Raw genomic sequence first — 17,670 nt, 5'->3', positions numbered from 1 at the left:
GCTCTCCCCTTACCTGGAACCTTTCTTCTTGGGCGCGTTGCCGGCAGGCTGTTGCTTAGCCTTGGCACGTACTTCCTCGATACCACCGAGGATTTCGCCCTTGAAGATCCACACTTTGACGCCGATGACGCCGTAGGTGGTGTGAGCTTCGTAAGTGGCGTAGTCGATATCCGCACGCAACGTGTGCAACGGAACGCGACCTTCGCGGTACCATTCGGTACGTGCGATTTCGGCACCACCCAGACGACCTGACAGCTGAATCTTAATGCCGCCAGCGCCAAGACGCATTGCGTTCTGTACCGCGCGCTTCATAGCACGACGGAACATGACGCGACGCTCAAGCTGACCCGCTACGTTAGCAGCGACTAGCTTGGCATCCAGCTCCGGCTTGCGAACTTCTTCAATGTTCACATGAACCGGAACGCCCATCATCTCGGTGAGATCACGACGCAAACGGTCGACATCTTCACCTTTTTTGCCAATCACGATACCCGGACGGGCAGTGTGAATGGTGATGCGGGCATTATTAGCCGGACGCTCGATGTGAATGCGGCTTACGGAAGCGTTTTTCAAACGCTGTTCCAGGAAGCTGCGCACTTCGAGATCATTATTGAGCTTATCGGCATAGGCGCCGCGCTCGGCATACCAGACAGAAGCATGGTCTTTGACGATGCCCAGTCGAATGCCTGTTGGATTGACTTTCTGACCCATCTGGTCGACTCCTACTTCTCGGCTACCTTGACGGTGATGTGACAGGTGCGCTTCAAGATACGATCCGCACGCCCTTTGGCACGCGGCTTGATACGCTTGAGCGTCATGCCCTCATCGACGCAGATGGTCGAGACACGCAGCTCGTCTATATCCATGCCGTTATTTTCTTCCGCGTTTGCAATGGCGGACTGCAGCACTTTCTTAACCAGCTTGGCAGCCTTCTTCGGTGAGAAGGTCAGCAGGTCGAGTGCTTCGGCGACCGGTTTACCGCGCACCTGGTCAGCCACCAAACGGGCCTTCTGGGCGGATAAACGAGCGCCACGCAGCTTAGCTGTGACTTCCATCTCTCAATCCTCTCTGGCTTACCGTTTGGCTTTCTTGTCCGCCGCATGCCCGCGATAAGTGCGAGTAGCAGCGAATTCGCCCAGCTTGTGACCAACCATTTCCTCGGAGACATGCACCGGGACGTGTTGGCGACCGTTATGGACAGCGATTGTGAGGCCTACCATGTTTGGCAGGATCATCGAACGACGCGACCAAGTCTTGATCGGTTTGCGATCGTTCTTCTCCACTGCAGCCTCTACCTTCTTCAAAAGATGAAGGTCAATGAAGGGACCTTTCTTTAGTGAACGTGGCACAGCCGTTACCTCTTAATGTCTTGGCAATTTAGATCAACGCGTCTTATTACGACGACGAATGATCAGCTTGTCGGTGCGCTTGTTCTTACGCGTCTTGTGACCCTTAGTCGGCACGCCCCATGGGGATACCGGGTGACGACCACCACTGGTGCGGCCTTCGCCACCACCGTGCGGGTGATCGACTGGGTTCATCGCGACACCGCGAACAGTCGGACGCACGCCTCTCCAGCGCTTCGCACCGGCCTTGCCAAGTTGACGCAGGCTGTGCTCAGAGTTGCTCACTTCACCCAAGGTCGCGCGGCATTCAGCCAGTACTTTACGCATTTCGCCAGAGCGAAGACGCAAGGTGGCGTAATTACCTTCACGAGCGACCAACTGGGCGCTAGTACCGGCACTGCGAGCAATCTGCGCGCCTTTACCCGGCTTCAGTTCGATACCGTGAACGGTAGAACCAAGCGGGATGTTGCGCAGCGGCAAAGCATTACCTTTCTTGATGGGCGCGTTTACACCAGATTCCAGCACGTCACCCGCGCTGACACCTTTCGGTGCAATGATGTAACGACGCTCGCCATCAGCGTACTTTAGCAGTGCAATGTGCGCACTGCGGTTCGGGTCGTGCTCCAGACGCTCAACAGTGGCAGGAATGCCATCTTTTGTGCGCTTGAAGTCGATCAACCGATAGTGGTGACGATGACCACCGCCCACGTGGCGAGTGGTGATGCGACCGTAGTTGTTACGGCCACCGGACTTGGACTGTTTTTCCAAAAGCGGTGCATAAGCACGGCCTTTGTACAGTTCTTCACCAACGATCTTAACGACGTGGCGACGACCGGCGGATGTGGGTTTGGTCTTGACGATTGCCATTATCCGTACTCCTGCCCTTATTCGGCGCCAGAGAAGTCTTCGAGCGTTTCACCCGCAGCCAGGGTCACATACGCTTTGCGGTAACCCTTACGCAGGCCAACGCCGTGAGCAGTACGCTTAGTTTTACCCTTCACGTTCAATACTTGAACGCTGCCGACCTTCTTGCCGAATAGTGCTTCAACGGCTTTCTTGATCTCGGGCTTGGTAGCATCAGATGCCACTTTGAAAACGTACTGGTTGCGCTCGGCTGCCATCGCGGCCTTTTCGGTCACGTGCGGTCCAAGCAGAACCTTAAATACGCGCTCCTGGTTCATGCCAGCTTCTCCTCGAATTTACGCAGGGCGGAGACGGTGACCAGAACCTTATCAAAGGCAACTAGGCTCACCGGATCAGCTGCAGCGACATCCACCACGTCAACGTGGGGAAGGTTGCGTGCGGCCAGATAGAGCTTCTCGTCAATTTCTTCAGTAACGATCAACACTTTCTCAAGGTTGAGCTCTTTCAGCTTGGCAGCTACCTGCTTGGTCTTCGGCGCTTCAACGCTAAACTCTTCAATAGCGATCAGACGCTCTTGACGTACGAGTTCAGACAGGATGGAACGCATCGCCGCACGGTACATTTTGCGGTTTACTTTCTGGCTATGGTCCTGAGGACGCGCCGCGAAAGTTACGCCGCCGCTGCGCCATAGCGGAGAGCGGATAGTACCGGCACGTGCACGACCGGTACCTTTCTGACGCCACGGCTTTTTACCACCACCACGTACGTCGGAACGGTTCTTTTGAGCGCGAGTACCTTGACGGCCACCAGCCAAATAGGCAGTTACCACCTGGTGAACCAGCGCTTCGTTGAATTCTTTGCCAAAAGTGGCGTCGGCTACTTCAACGGTACCCGTGCCTGCAGCAAGATTCAGATTCATTGGTAATTATCCCCTTCAGCGAGCTTTCACGGCGCTGCGAACGATAACATCGCTACCGGTCGCGCCCGGAACAGCACCTTTGATCAGCAGCAGGTTACGCTCGGCGTCGACACGGACGATCTCAAGGCTCTGTACGGTGCAACGGGCATTACCCATTTGACCGGCCATTTTTTTGCCTTTAAATACGCGACCCGGGGTCTGACACATGCCGATAGAACCCGGCGCGCGGTGCGACAGGGAGTTACCGTGCGTGTTGTCTTGGGTACGGAAATTCCAGCGCTTAACAGCACCCTGGAAGCCTTTACCCTTAGAGGTGCCGGTCACATCAATCATTTGACCAGCTTCGAAGAGGGATACGGTGAGTTCGCCACCCACTTCTGGAGATTCTTCGCCTTCTGCAAGACGAAATTCCATCAGTGAACGACCAGCCTCAACACCCGCCTTGGCAAACTGACCCGCTTGCGCTTTGGTGAGGTGCTTGGCTTTGCGAGAACCTGTGGTGACCTGAACCGCTGCATAACCGTCAGACTCAAGGGTCTTAACGCGCGTTACACGGTTAGGATCAACTTCAATAACGGTCACGGGCACAGAAGCGCCATCTTCGGTAAAGACACGGGTCATCCCGGCCTTTTTACCGACTAAACCGATAGTCATACTCAGTCTCCTATAGTGTACGGGGCTATCACCCGCTATGGCTGCCCTTTCCAGAGCATTCCACTAGCACATTGTGTGGCGCCTCACGGCGCGGCGGCTGCTGCTCATTCTAAAAATTAATGAGCGCTGGGCCGCGAGTGTCTAGTGTCATTAGTCGAGCTTGATTTGCACGTCTACGCCAGCGGCGAGATCGAGCTTCATCAATGCATCAACAGTTTTCTCGGTTGGCTCAACAATATCGAGCACACGCTTGTGCGTACGAATCTCATACTGGTCACGCGCATCTTTGTTGACGTGCGGTGAAATCAGAATGGTGTAACGCTCGCGGTTGGTCGGCAGCGGGATCGGACCACGAACCTGAGCACCAGTACGCTTAGCGGTTTCAACGATTTCCGCTGTGGACTGATCAATCAGGCGATGGTCGAACGCTTTCAACCGAATGCGAATCTTTTGGTTCTGCATTTGCCCTAAACTCCAATGGATGTCGACGGCGCGAGCCGTCTACCCACGCATTCAAAGGATGCGCATTATAGGCACGCCAAAAGCCCATGTCAAACATTTGCTATTGGTGCGCAGAAAAGGGGGCTCTAACGAGCCCCCTTGATCAATCAATCAAGCAAGCTTACTTGATGATTTTTGCAACAACGCCAGCACCAACGGTACGACCACCTTCGCGAATTGCGAAGCGCAGACCGTCGTCCATAGCGATCGGAGCGATCAGGGTAACAACCATCTTAACGTTGTCGCCCGGCATTACCATTTCAACACCTTCCGGCAGTTCACAAGTTCCCGTTACGTCAGTGGTACGGAAATAGAACTGAGGACGGTAGCCCTTGAAGAAAGGCGTGTGACGACCACCCTCTTCTTTGGACAGCACGTACACTTCTGCTTCGAAGGTAGTGTGCGGGTTGATGGTGCCTGGCTTAGCCAGAACCTGGCCACGCTCGACGTCATCACGCTTAGTACCACGCAGCAGGGCGCCAACGTTCTCACCTGCACGACCTTCGTCGAGCAGCTTACGGAACATTTCAACACCGGTAACGATGGTTTTAGTGGTGTCGCGAATACCGACGATTTCTACTTCTTCGCCCGCTTTAACGATACCGCGCTCTACACGACCGGTAACAACAGTACCGCGGCCAGAGATAGAGAACACGTCTTCGATCGGCATCAGGAACGGCTGGTCGATAGCACGCTCCGGCTCAGGAATGTACTCATCCAGAGCTTTGATCAGATTCGCAACAGCAGTAGTACCCATGCCGTTTTCGTCTTCACCGTTCAGCGCCATCAGCGCAGAACCAGTGATGATCGGCGTGTCGTCACCCGGGAAGTCGTACTCGTCGAGGAGTTCGCGAACTTCCATCTCAACCAGTTCAAGCAGCTCTTCGTCATCGACCATGTCCGCTTTATTCAGGAACACAACGATGTACGGAACGCCAACCTGACGAGACAGTAGGATGTGCTCACGCGTCTGCGGCATCGGGCCGTCAGCAGCAGAACATACCAGGATTGCGCCGTCCATCTGCGCAGCACCGGTGATCATGTTCTTGACGTAGTCAGCGTGCCCCGGGCAGTCAACGTGTGCGTAGTGACGCTCTTCAGACTGGTACTCAACGTGAGACGTAGCGATGGTGATACCGCGCTCGCGCTCTTCAGGAGCGTTATCGATGGTATCAAACTCACGCCAGTCACCGCCGAAAACCTCAGCAGACACGCGGGTTAGGGCCGCTGTCAGAGTCGTTTTACCGTGGTCGACGTGACCGATGGTGCCGACGTTGACGTGCGGTTTGGAACGTTCAAATTTTTCCTTAGCCACTGCTATAACCTCTTTACGTTAGCTAACGGTTAACCGTTTTGATTGATGACGGCTTCAACGACGCTGGAGGGCGCCTCCTCGTACTTCGCGAACTCCATAGAGTAGCTCGCGCGGCCCTGGGTTTGCGAGCGTAGGTCGGTTGCATAACCGAACATCTCACCCAGTGGCACCGTTGCACGAATGACTTTACCAGAAGAGGAGTCATCCATGCCCTGCACCAGACCGCGACGACGGCTCAGGTCGCCCATGACGTCACCCATAAATTCTTCGGGGGTCACGATTTCGACCTTCATCACCGGCTCCAGCAGCACGGCCTTGGCCTTCCTGGCACCTTCTTTCACTGCCATAGAAGAAGCAATCTTGAACGCAGTCTCATTAGAGTCCACGTCGTGGAAGGAACCATCAAACAGCGTTACCTTGACGTCGATCATCGGGTAGCCCGCGATGACACCGTTTTTGAGCTGTTCGTAGGCACCCTTCTCAACCGCAGGCACGTATTCTTTGGGAACCGCACCACCTACGATTTCAGAGTTGAATTTGAAGAAAATTTCGCCTTCGCCTTCACCCTTTTCTGCTGCTACCAGCGGCTCGATACGCAACCAGACATGACCGTACTGACCGCGGCCACCTGACTGACGTACAAACTTACCTTCCTGCTCAACACTACCGCGAATGGTTTCACGATAGGCAACCTGAGGCTTGCCGATATTGGCTTCAACCTTGAACTCGCGACGCATACGGTCAACGATAATGTCCAGGTGTAGCTCGCCCATACCAGAAATAATGGTCTGGCCGGTTTCTTCGTCAGTCTTAACCTGGAAGGAAGGGTCTTCCTGGGCCAATTTACCCAGAGCGATACCCATTTTTTCCTGGTCAGCTTTCGACTTCGGCTCAACCGCTACCGAGATAACCGGATCCGGGAATTCCATGCGTTCGAGAACAATTTTGTTATCGATATCACATAGAGTGTCGCCCGTGGTCACGTCTTTCAGACCGATACACGCTGCGATATCACCCGCCAGAATCTCTTTAATCTCTTCGCGCGAGTTGGCGTGCATCTGAACAATACGGCCAACACGCTCTTTCTTCTGCTTAACGGAGTTGTAAACGCCGTCACCAGATTTAAGAACGCCCGAGTAGACGCGGATAAAGGTCAAGGTACCAACGAAGGGGTCGGTAGCGATCTTAAACGCCAACGCTGCGAACGGTGCGCTATCATCGGCTACACGAGTAGCGATGGTACCGTCTTTATCGTCAAGCTCACCTTCGATCGCTTTAACTTCTGTCGGCGAAGGCATGTATTCGATAATACCGTCGAGCACTGCCTGAACACCTTTGTTCTTAAATGCAGAACCACAGGTAACCAGAACAATGTCGTTTGCTAACGTACGCGCACGAAGACCAGCCTTGATCTCTTCAACTGTCAGCTCACCGCCTTCTAAATACTTGTCCATCAGCTCTTCAGAGCCTTCGGCAGCGGCTTCAATCATTTGCTCGCGGTATGTTTCAGCTGTTTCTTGCAACTCAGCCGGAATATCAACGAGATCAAAGTTCATACCCAGACTCGCCTCATCCCACAGGATGGCCTTCATCTGGATCAAGTCGATGACGCCTTTGAAGTCTTCTTCTGTGCCCCAGTTGATCTGGATTGGCACAGCGTTAGCCCCCAAGCGCTCTTTAAGCTGGTCAACGACCATAAAGAAATCAGCGCCGGTACGGTCCATCTTGTTGACGAATACCATACGCGGAACTTCATACTTATTGGCCTGACGCCAAACAGTTTCGGTCTGCGGCTGAACGCCGGAAGAGCCACACAGTACAACGACAGCACCATCAAGAACACGCAAAGAACGCTCAACTTCGATTGTGAAGTCAACGTGTCCAGGCGTATCAATGATATTGATGCGATGCTCGTCAAACTGCTTGCTCATACCTTGCCAGAAGGTGGTAACAGCAGCAGAGGTGATTGTAATACCACGCTCTTGCTCCTGCTCCATCCAGTCTGTCGTCGCAGCACCGTCGTGTACTTCACCCACTTTGTGGGAAAGACCGGTATAAAACAGTACGCGTTCCGTTGTCGTGGTTTTACCCGCGTCAACGTGAGCGACGATACCGATATTGCGATAACGATTAAGTGGAGTCTTGCGTGCCACGGTGAAGCTCCCGTTAGTTGGCGATGCTCGTTAATTCAGCAGTATTCATTTTGCGTATGCTACTGCCGCCATCGACAACGATAGCGGCGACGTGTTGCAACATGGCGAAAAAATTCTTTAACGCAGCGCAACCAGCAAAAATGAATACATACTTAGAAACGCCGAGTTTAGAAACGATAGTGAGAGAAGGCCTTGTTGGCTTCTGCCATACGATGCACATCTTCACGCTTCTTAACAGCCGAGCCTTTGCCTTCAGCGGCATCCAGCATTTCACCTGCCAGGCGCTGAACCATCGTTTTTTCACCGCGGCGACGCGCAGCGTCCACCAACCAGCGCATTGCTAGGGCTTGGCGACGCGAAGGACGAACTTCGACCGGCACCTGATAGGTCGCACCACCAACGCGGCGCGACTTAACTTCGACCATCGGCTGGATGGTTTCCAGCGCTTTGTCGAAGATTTCCAGCGGCTCTTCATTACTACGCTCGGCAACCTTGTCCAACGCACCGTAGACGATGCGCTCAGCTATGGACTTCTTGCCGCTGACCATCAGATGGTTCATGAACTTCGCCAGACGCTCACTTCCGAACTTAGGATCCGGCAGGATTTCGCGTTTAGCTACAACTCTTCTTCTAGGCATGATAAGCCCTCAATTAAGGATCCTTCAGGTAAACCCGGAACTAATGTGTGCTAATTGCACCGCCCGACCTTACTCTTATCAGACCGTCATATTCGTATTAAGGTAACAACACAGCATCGTAAAACGCTGCAACAAGACGCCTTAGGACTTCGGACGCTTGGTACCGTACTTAGAACGACCCTGCTTACGGTTCTGTACGCCGGAGGTGTCGAGTGCGCCACGAACGGTGTGATAACGCACACCTGGCAAATCCTTTACACGACCGCCACGGATCAGAACAACAGAGTGCTCTTGCAGGTTGTGACCTTCACCACCAATGTAAGAAGACACTTCGAAACCGTTGGTAAGGCGCACACGGCAAACCTTACGCAGGGCCGAGTTCGGCTTCTTAGGGGTAGTAGTATAAACGCGCGTACATACGCCGCGCTTTTGCGGGCATGCCTGAAGCGCAGGTACGTCACTCTTAGTGACGGGGCGCTTGCGCGGCTTGCGCACTAGCTGATTAATCGTTGCCATGGTGTTTAGCTGACTCCAATGGTTGCCTGGCCTTTCAACAAATACGAGCAGCGGATGCGGGCGCACCCGCCCCACTGTTAAAGGCTGCGCATTCTAAAGGCTGACCCTAGGTGACGTCAAGTCTTGCTGGCGGTTTAACCAGCAAGACTGCGCCATAAGGACCAGCGACTCGTTGTTACTCGTTTGCCTTACCGCTAATTACAGCTCGTCGTCTGAATCAAGGGCGGTTAACTGAGCACCAAGCTCCTGCTCAACTTCGGTAGCCGAGGGGTTGAACAAGCGCTCAACGTCTTCACGTTTGCGACGACGCTCTGCGTGGTGAGTCAGGCCGGTACCTGCCGGAATCAGACGCCCAACCACCACGTTTTCTTTCAGGCCGCGCAGATAGTCGCGTTTGCCTGTCACCGCTGCTTCGGTCAATACACGGGTCGTTTCCTGGAACGATGCCGCTGAAATGAACGACTCAGTGGCCAAGCTGGCCTTAGTGATACCCAGCAGCAAGCGCTGATACTTGGCTGGGAATTTACCTTCTTTCTCAAGACGCGCATTCTGCTCTAGTACGCGTACAAGTTCGGCTTGATCGCCAGTAATAAAGTCAGAGTCACCTGAATCAGAGATCTCTACCTTACGCAGCATCTGACGAACAATGACTTCGATATGCTTATCGTTGATGCCAACACCCTGCAGACGGTAAACATCTTGTACTTCAGCAGTGATGTATTTGGCCAGTTCCGCCACACCCAGTAATCGCAGGATGTCGTGGGGATTGCTTGGTCCATCCGAAATCACTTCACCCTTCTCGACGGCTTCGCCTTCGAAAACAGCAATTTGACGCCACTTCGGGATCAGTGCTTCAAACGGATCGCCAGATTCCGGTGTAATCGTCAAACGACGCTTACCCTTTGTCTCTTTACCGAAGCTGATAACACCGCTGATTTCAGCCAGAATCGCCGACTCTTTCGGCTTACGCGCCTCAAAGAGATCAGCAACGCGTGGCAGACCACCAGTAATATCTTTGTTACCTGATGCTTCTACCGGGATACGTGCGACCACCTCGCCCACGCCAATGGTAGATCCATCGTCGACAGAGATAATCGAGTTGCCTGGCAGCAAGTACTGCACTGGCGTATTTGAGCCAGATACCGACACGTACTCACCCGCCGCGTCTTGCAGCATGACCATCGGGCGCTTATCGCGGCCGGCCATCGGGCGGGCTGCTGACTCAATCACCTCGATAGATGAAAGGCCAGTCATTTCATCGACGCTGCGGTGCATGGTGACACCTTCATCAAGGTCGATAAACTGCGCCTTACCTTCTACTTCAGCAATAATCGGATGGGTGTGCGGATCCCACTTCGCGACAATCGCACCACCATCAACCACGTCACCGTCACGAACAGACAGCTCGGCACCGTAGGGCAGTTTATAGTACTCACGCTCACGACCATGGTCATCAGCAACCGCCAGTGCACTTGAGCGAGAAACAACCACCAGCTTACCGTCAGCGCGCTCTACATGCTTGATGTTGTGCAGGCGTACTTTACCGCCATGCTTGACCTGAACGCTGTCCACTGCTGATGAACGCGATGCCGCACCACCAATGTGGAACGTACGCATGGTCAGCTGTGTACCCGGCTCACCGATGGACTGTGCAGCGATAACACCGACAGACTCACCGATGTTGACCTGATGGCCACGTGCCAAGTCACGTCCGTAACAGGAAGCACAGACACCGTGGGCAGTGTCACAGGTAATGGTAGAACGAACGATAATTTCGTCGACACCCATGGTGTCTAGCGATGCACACCACTTTTCGTCCAGCAACGTGCCGCGCGGAATAAGCACTTCATCATTGCTCGGATCAATCACATCAATCGCAACAACACGACCAAGTACGCGCTGAGACAGCGGTACAATAATGTCGCCGCCCTCGATGATCGGGTGCAAGGTCAAGCCGTTTTCAGTGCCACAGTCGGTCTCAGTAATAACCAAGTCCTGAGCAACATCCACCAGACGACGAGTCAGGTAACCAGAGTTGGCCGTTTTCAGGGCCGTATCCGCAAGACCTTTACGTGCACCGTGGGTCGAGATGAAGTACTGCAGTACGTTTAGACCTTCACGGAAGTTAGCGACGATCGGCGTTTCGATGATTGACCCATCCGGCTTAGCCATCAAACCACGCATACCCGCCAACTGACGGATCTGGGCGGCAGAACCACGCGCACCGGAGTCAGCCATGATGAAGACGCTGTTGAACGAATCCTGCTCGACTTCATTGCCTTCACGATCAATGACGGTCTCTTTAGAGATACCCACCATCATCGCTTTGGCAACTTTATCGTTGGCCTTCGACCAGATATCGATAACCTTGTTGTACTTCTCACCAGCAGTTACTAGGCCAGAAGAGAACTGGTCTTCGATCTCTTTAACTTCTGCTTCTGCAGCATCAACAATCTCGGTTTTCGCATCAGGAATAACGAAGTCGTTAACACCGATAGAGGCGCCCGACCACGTTGCCAAACGGAAACCGGTGTACATCAGTTGGTCAGCGAAGATAACCGTAGGCTTCAAGCCAGCACGACGGTAGACCTCATTGATCAAGCTAGAGATCGCCTTCTTCTTCATCGGCTGATCGATTAGCGAGAACGGCACGCCTTCCGGCAAAATACGGAACAGTAGTGCGCGGCCAACCGTCGTGTCATAGATGCGACGATGGAAACTACGCTCGCCGGTCTCTTCTTCGACATCGACTTCGTCCAGACGCACTTTCACGCGAGCATGCAGCGATACCGACTGAGTACCAAAGGCGCGCTCTACCTCATTGAGGTCAGAGAACACCATGCCCTCGCCTTTAGCGTTGATCTTTTCGCGGGTCATGTAATACAGACCCAGAACAACGTCTTGCGATGGAACGATGATCGGCTCGCCGTTGGCGGGTGACAGCACGTTGTTGGTAGCCATCATCAGCGCACGCGCTTCAAGCTGGGCTTCCAGGGTCAGCGGTACGTGTACCGCCATCTGGTCACCGTCAAAGTCGGCGTTGTAGGCGGCACATACCAGCGGGTGCAGCTGGATCGCTTTACCTTCGATCAACAGCGGCTCAAACGCCTGGATACCAAGACGGTGGAGCGTCGGTGCGCGGTTAAGCAGCACCGGGTGCTCACGGATAACATCGGCAAGGATGTCCCACACCTCAGGCAATTCGCGCTCAACCATCTTCTTGGCAGCTTTAATCGTTGAGGCGTAGCCCAACGACTGCAGCTTGGAGTAGATAAACGGCTTGAACAGCTCAAGCGCCATTTTCTTCGGCAGACCACACTGGTGCAGACGCAAGGTCGGCCCCACAGTGATAACCGAACGGCCGGAGTAGTCGACACGCTTGCCTAGCAAGTTCTGGCGGAAACGACCCTGCTTACCTTTGATCATGTCGGCAAGGGATTTCAGCGGACGCTTGTTAGAACCTGTAATGGCACGGCCACGACGGCCGTTATCCAACAACGCATCAACCGCTTCTTGCAGCATGCGCTTCTCGTTGCGCACGATAATATCCGGCGCATTAAGATCAAGCAGACGCTTCAGGCGGTTGTTACGGTTGATAACGCGACGATAAAGGTCGTTCAGATCTGAGGTCGCAAAGCGGCCGCCGTCCAGCGGTACCAACGGACGAAGATCCGGCGGCAGCACAGGCAGCACTTCCATGACCATCCACGCTGGCGCGTTGCCGGAGTGGTAGAACGCTTCAAGCAGCTTCAAACGCTTTGAAAGCTTCTTAATCTTGGTTTCAGAATTAGTCTGCGGAATCTCTTCACGCAGGTGATTAATCTCTTCTTCCAGATCGATATCTTTCAGCAGCTCTTGGACAGCTTCGGCACCCATACGGGCGTCAAAGTCATCACCGAACTCTTCTAGCGCTTCAAAGTACTGCTCATCGTTGAGTAACTGACCACGCTCCAGCGTGGTCATACCAGGATCGATGACGACAAAGCTTTCAAAGTACAGCACGCGCTCGATATCACGCAGAGTCATATCGAGGAACATGCCGATACGAGACGGCAGTGACTTCAAAAACCAAATGTGAGCAACCGGCGATGCCAGCTCAATGTGGCCCATGCGCTCACGGCGCACGGCAGCTTTGGTGACTTCAACGCCACACTTCTCACAAATGATGCCGCGGTGCTTCATGCGCTTATACTTACCGCACAAACACTCATAGTCTTTTACTGGGCCGAAAATTTTGGCGCAGAACAGACCATCCCGCTCCGGCTTAAAGGTACGGTAGTTGATAGTCTCAGGCTTCTTCACCTCGCCAAACGACCAGGAGCGAATCATGTCCGGCGACGCCAGGGTAATCTTGATCGCGTCAAACTCTTCGGACTGAGATTGCGATTTGAGTACTTTCACCAAATCTTTCATGGGACGGCTCCTAGCTCTCTAACTCGATATCGATGCCCAGCGAGCGGATTTCCTTCACGAGTACGTTGAAGGATTCCGGCATGCCTGCCTGCATGGTGTGGTCGCCATCCACGATGTTTTTATACATCTTGGTGCGGCCTTCGACGTCGTCCGACTTGACGGTGAGCATCTCTTGCAGCGTATACGCGGCACCGTAAGCTTCCAGCGCCCACACTTCCATCTCACCAAAGCGCTGACCACCGAACTGCGCCTTACCACCCAGCGGCTGCTGAGTCACTAGCGAGTAAGAACCGGTAGAGCGCGCGTGCATCTTGTCGTCTACCAAGTGGTTCAGCTTGAGCATGTACATGTAGCCAACGGTCACCGAGCGGTCAAACGCATCGCCAGTACGGCCATCGTACAGCGTCATCTGTCCAGACTCAGGAATGTCAGCAAGCTTCAGCAGGTGTTTGATCTCGTGCTCTTTAGCACCGTCAAATACCGGCGTTGCCATAGGTACACCGCCTTTGAGGTTTTTCGCTAGCGCAATGATCTCTTCATCACTTAACGAATCAATATCCTCAACACGGGTTCCTGGCGTGTTATATATCTGGCCTAGGAAGTCACGAATTTCAGCAACTTGCTGACCACGTGCATCGCGTAGCATCGCGTCGATCTTGACACCCAAACCGCGGGCAGCCATGCCCAGGTGAGTTTCAAGAATCTGACCAACGTTCATCCGCGACGGAACACCCAGCGGGTTCAATACCACATCAACCGGCTCGCCCTTCTCATCGAACGGCATATCTTCGATGGGCATAATCGCTGAGATAACACCTTTGTTACCGTGACGGCCTGCCATCTTGTCGCCTGGCTGAATGCGACGCTTAACCGCCATGTAAACCTTGACGATTTTCAGCACGCCCGGTGCGAGATCATCGCCCTGGGTCAGCTTGCGCTTCTTATCTTCAAAGCGCTCGTCCATCTCTTTACGGCGGTTTTCGAGTTGCTCATCGGCTTGAGCCAACAGCTCGTTATAAGCCTCATCCTGCATACGCAGTTTGAACCACTGCTGGCGCGGCAGTTCGTCGAGGTAAGCCTCGTCAAGTACATCGCCTTTCTTCAGGTTCGGGCCGCCATTAACAGCCTGACCTTCCAATGTACGCTTCAGGCGCTCAAAGGTAGCGTCTTCAGCAATACGATAGGTTTCCTGAAGATCTTTACGCACTTCATCCAGCTGCATCTGTTCGATAGCAAGCGCACGAGAGTCTTTTTCAACGCCGTCGCGGGTAAATACCTGAACGTCGATGACGGTACCTTTCATACCAGTCGGCGCGCGCAGCGACGTGTCTTTAACGTCAGATGCTTTCTCACCGAAGATGGCACGCAGAAGCTTTTCTTCCGGCGTCAGCTGGGTCTCACCTTTCGGTGTTACCTTACCGACCAGAATATCGCCGGGGCCAACTTCAGCACCGATATAAACAACACCAGCTTCGTCCAACTTACCCAGCGCAGACTCCCCAACATTGGGAATATCGGCGGTGATCTCTTCCGGCCCTAACTTGGTATCGCGTGATACACAGGTCAGCTCCTGAATATGAATTGTAGTAAAGCGGTCTTCTTGAACCACCCGCTCAGATAGCAGGATGGAGTCCTCAAAGTTGTAACCGTTCCAGGGCATGAACGCGATGCGCATGTTCTGACCTAGCGCCAAATCACCCATGTCAACAGACGGGCCGTCAGCAAGAATATCGCCACGGGCTACGCTGTCACCAGGGCGCACAATGGGGCGCTGGTTCATACAGGTGTTCTGGTTAGAACGGGTGTACTTGGTCAGGTTGTAGATATCAACACCAGCTTCGCCGCCGATGATTTCATCTTCATGCACTCGCACCACCACACGACGCGCGTCAACCGAGTCGATCACACCACCACGACGTGCCACGGCGCAAACGCCAGAGTCACGCGCAACAAAGCGCTCCATACCGGTGCCCACTAACGGCTTGTCAGCGCGCAGGGTCGGTACCGCCTGACGCTGCATGTTCGCACCCATCAAGGCACGGTTAGCATCATCGTGTTCCAGGAACGGAATCAATGCAGCTGCTACCGAAACTACCTGACGCGGCGACACATCCATTAGCGTGACTTGCTCAGGACGCATAAAGGTGGTTTCACCACGGTGACGCACCTGAACCAAGTCATCACTCAGCCTGTTGGACTCATCCACACCAGCAGATGCCTGGGCAATAACAAAGTCGCCCTCTTCAATCGCCGACAGGTGAACGATATCGTCTGTCACTTGCCCAGCGTTGACCTTACGGTATGGCGTTTCGAGGAAGCCATAGCTGTTGGTGTGACTGTACGTCGCCAACGAGTTAATCAAACCGATGTTCGGGCCTTCCGGCGTTTCAATCGGGCAAAGGCGACCATAGTGCGTGGCGTGTACGTCGCGCACTTCGAAGCCAGCACGCTCACGGGTCAAACCACCTGGGCCGAGTGCAGACACACGGCGCTTGTGGGTAACCTCAGAAAGCGGGTTGTTCTGATCCATAAACTGGGAAAGCTGGCTAGAACCGAAGAACTCTTTCACCGCTGCCGCGACCGGCTTAGCGTTGATCAGATCTTGCGGCATCAGGCCTTCGCTTTCCGCCATGGAAAGACGTTCTTTCACCGCACGCTCTACACGAACCAAGCCAACGCGGAACTGGTTTTCTGCCATTTCGCCAACGCAGCGAATACGGCGGTTGCCCAAGTGATCGATATCGTCAACGTCACCGAAGCCGTTACGGATATTGATCAGCTCGCGTAGAACATCAAGAATGTCTTTACGATCCAGTACGCCAGAGCCTGTGTCGGTATCGCGACGCAGTCGGCGGTTGAACTTCATACGACCTACGCCTGACAGGTCGTAGCGATCTTCGCTGAAGAACAGGTTGTTAAACAGCGTCTCAGCAGCCTCTTTAGTAGGCGGCTCACCAGGGCGCATCATGCGGTAAATTTCAACCAACGCTTCAAGCGCAGAGCCTGTAGAATCTAGCTTCAGCGTATCGGAAATAAACGAACCACAGTCGAGGTCGTTGGTGTAGAGCGTTTCGATGTGGGTGATGCCACCCTGCGCCATACGCTCGAGTACTTCAGGCGTAATTTCGGTATTACACGGACAAATCAGCTCGCCAGTTTTAGTATCGATCTGATCTTTGGCCAACGTTTTACCAAACAGATACTCCATCGGTATTTCCAGACGATCCAGACCAGCTTTTTCCAGCTGACGGATGTGCTTCTGGGTAATACGACGCCCTTCTTCAACAATGACATTACCTTCGCCATCTTTAATGTCGAAGGTAGCGGTTTCACCGCGCAGACGTGACGGCACCAGCTCTACAAAGAAGCCGGTTTTCTCAATGCTAAACTTGCTAGTTTCGAAAAACTCCGCAAGGATCTCTTCGGTATTCATACCCAAGGCACGCATTAACACTGACGCAGGAAGTTTCCGGCGACGGTCAATACGCACAAAGACGTTATCTTTAGGGTCAAATTCGAAGTCCAACCAGGAACCACGATAAGGAATCACTCGGGCAGAGTAGAGCAGCTTGCCTGAGGAGTGGCTCTTACCTTTGTCGTGATCAAAGAACACACCCGGCGAACGGTGGAGCTGAGAAACGATAACCCGCTCAGTACCATTGATAACAAAGGTACCGTTCTCGGTCATCAGGGGGATTTCCCCCATGTAGACTTCCTGCTCTTTAATATCCTTGATTGCCTTGTTCGAGGAGTCGCGATCATAGATGATCAAGCGAACCTTGACACGCAGCGGGGCGGAATAGGTCACGCCACGCAGCTGACACTCTTTTACATCGAACGCCGGCGTGCCGAAACGGTAGCTGACATACTCCAGCGCCGCATTCCCAGAGAAACTCTCGATCGGAAACACGGACTTAAACGCCGCGTGCAGACCAATCTCGTGGCGCTCGTCGGGCGAACGATCCTGCTGGAGAAAGTCGTAGTAGGAATCAAGCTGGATGGCCAGCAAGTAAGGCACATCCATCACTTGGGGCAGTTTGCCGAAATCCTTGCGGATGCGTTTTTTCTCAGTATATGAGTAAGCCATCTGTATTCCCCAGCTTGTTCACCATGGGTGACCGATGCGTGGTCATCTGCCCCGCGGGCGTTTCAGACGCAGACAGCAAGCTCCTAAATCGGTAGCTCGCCGTCAAAAATCTTGATAGATAACAGTGTTACAGTAGTGCTGTTAGCGCTTTGCTATCACTCGCGCTCACAACTTACGCTTCACAACTTACGCTTCACAACAACGGTCTTACTGTTTTGCTGCTTTATACGGCAGCTTTTCTGCTGCAATGCTGCCAAGCAACAT

The 17,670-nt window shown here is 53.6% G+C and carries 14 protein-coding genes; all 14 read right to left on the bottom strand.

Translation table 11 applies throughout. The annotated features are described in order from the left end of the window. Nucleotides 1-9: 9 nt before the first annotated feature. The 14 genes from rpsC to rpoB all read right to left on the bottom strand — a co-directional run bounded on the left by rpsC (nt 10) and on the right by rpoB (nt 17,406). Complete coding sequence (rpsC, locus tag K1Y77_RS00940; protein WP_030074209.1) at nt 10-711, bottom strand: 30S ribosomal protein S3; 702 nt, start codon at nt 709-711, stop codon at nt 10-12. Between the two features lie 11 nt (nt 712-722). Then, nucleotides 723-1,055 carry a 50S ribosomal protein L22 gene (gene rplV, locus K1Y77_RS00935; protein WP_010626471.1) on the bottom strand — a complete coding sequence of 111 codons (333 nt, stop codon included), beginning with the start codon at nt 1,053-1,055 and terminating at the stop codon, nt 723-725. An 18-nt stretch (nt 1,056-1,073) separates the two neighbouring features. Beyond that, complete coding sequence (gene rpsS, locus K1Y77_RS00930) at nt 1,074-1,349, bottom strand: 30S ribosomal protein S19 (protein WP_009098993.1); 276 nt, start codon at nt 1,347-1,349, stop codon at nt 1,074-1,076. Nucleotides 1,350-1,382: 33 nt separating this feature from the next. Beyond that, a complete protein-coding gene (rplB, locus tag K1Y77_RS00925) occupies nt 1,383-2,213 on the bottom strand; it encodes a 50S ribosomal protein L2 (protein WP_030074210.1) in 831 nt (276 codons plus the stop codon). 17 nt (nt 2,214-2,230) lie between these two features. Continuing rightward, nucleotides 2,231-2,527 (bottom strand): 50S ribosomal protein L23, encoded by a 297-nt coding sequence (rplW, locus tag K1Y77_RS00920; RefSeq protein ID WP_009723902.1) that lies wholly within the window; start codon nt 2,525-2,527, stop codon nt 2,231-2,233. Further along, nucleotides 2,524-3,129, bottom strand: coding sequence for a 50S ribosomal protein L4 (gene rplD / locus K1Y77_RS00915; RefSeq protein ID WP_030074211.1), 606 nt, complete (start codon nt 3,127-3,129; stop codon nt 2,524-2,526). The genes rplW and rplD overlap by 4 nt, the downstream gene beginning before the upstream one ends. Before the next feature lie 15 nt (nt 3,130-3,144). Then, on the bottom strand, nt 3,145-3,783 hold the full coding sequence (gene rplC / locus K1Y77_RS00910; RefSeq protein ID WP_009723904.1) for a 50S ribosomal protein L3: 639 nt from the start codon (nt 3,781-3,783) through the stop codon (nt 3,145-3,147). A gap of 150 nt (nt 3,784-3,933) precedes the next feature. Continuing rightward, nucleotides 3,934-4,245 (bottom strand): 30S ribosomal protein S10, encoded by a 312-nt coding sequence (rpsJ, locus tag K1Y77_RS00905; protein WP_009098983.1) that lies wholly within the window; start codon nt 4,243-4,245, stop codon nt 3,934-3,936. A 160-nt stretch (nt 4,246-4,405) separates the two neighbouring features. Next, complete coding sequence (gene tuf, locus K1Y77_RS00900) at nt 4,406-5,599, bottom strand: elongation factor Tu (protein ID WP_009723905.1); 1,194 nt, start codon at nt 5,597-5,599, stop codon at nt 4,406-4,408. Between the two features lie 29 nt (nt 5,600-5,628). Next, nucleotides 5,629-7,752, bottom strand: coding sequence for an elongation factor G (gene fusA / locus K1Y77_RS00895; protein WP_030074212.1), 2,124 nt, complete (start codon nt 7,750-7,752; stop codon nt 5,629-5,631). Nucleotides 7,753-7,919: 167 nt separating this feature from the next. Further along, complete coding sequence (gene rpsG / locus K1Y77_RS00890; RefSeq protein ID WP_009098975.1) at nt 7,920-8,390, bottom strand: 30S ribosomal protein S7; 471 nt, start codon at nt 8,388-8,390, stop codon at nt 7,920-7,922. A 141-nt stretch (nt 8,391-8,531) separates the two neighbouring features. Next, nucleotides 8,532-8,906 (bottom strand): 30S ribosomal protein S12, encoded by a 375-nt coding sequence (gene rpsL, locus K1Y77_RS00885; RefSeq protein ID WP_009098973.1) that lies wholly within the window; start codon nt 8,904-8,906, stop codon nt 8,532-8,534. A 198-nt stretch (nt 8,907-9,104) separates the two neighbouring features. Continuing rightward, nucleotides 9,105-13,319 carry a DNA-directed RNA polymerase subunit beta' gene (gene rpoC / locus K1Y77_RS00880; protein ID WP_030074213.1) on the bottom strand — a complete coding sequence of 1,405 codons (4,215 nt, stop codon included), beginning with the start codon at nt 13,317-13,319 and terminating at the stop codon, nt 9,105-9,107. Nucleotides 13,320-13,329: 10 nt separating this feature from the next. Continuing rightward, nucleotides 13,330-17,406 (bottom strand): DNA-directed RNA polymerase subunit beta, encoded by a 4,077-nt coding sequence (gene rpoB / locus K1Y77_RS00875; RefSeq protein WP_030074214.1) that lies wholly within the window; start codon nt 17,404-17,406, stop codon nt 13,330-13,332. Nucleotides 17,407-17,670 lie beyond the last annotated feature (264 nt).

It is taken from the genome of Halomonas qaidamensis (assembly GCF_025917315.1).
Taxonomy (GTDB): Bacteria; Pseudomonadota; Gammaproteobacteria; order Pseudomonadales; family Halomonadaceae; genus Vreelandella; species Vreelandella qaidamensis.
This window is presented reverse-complemented; position numbering and strand designations above follow the sequence as displayed.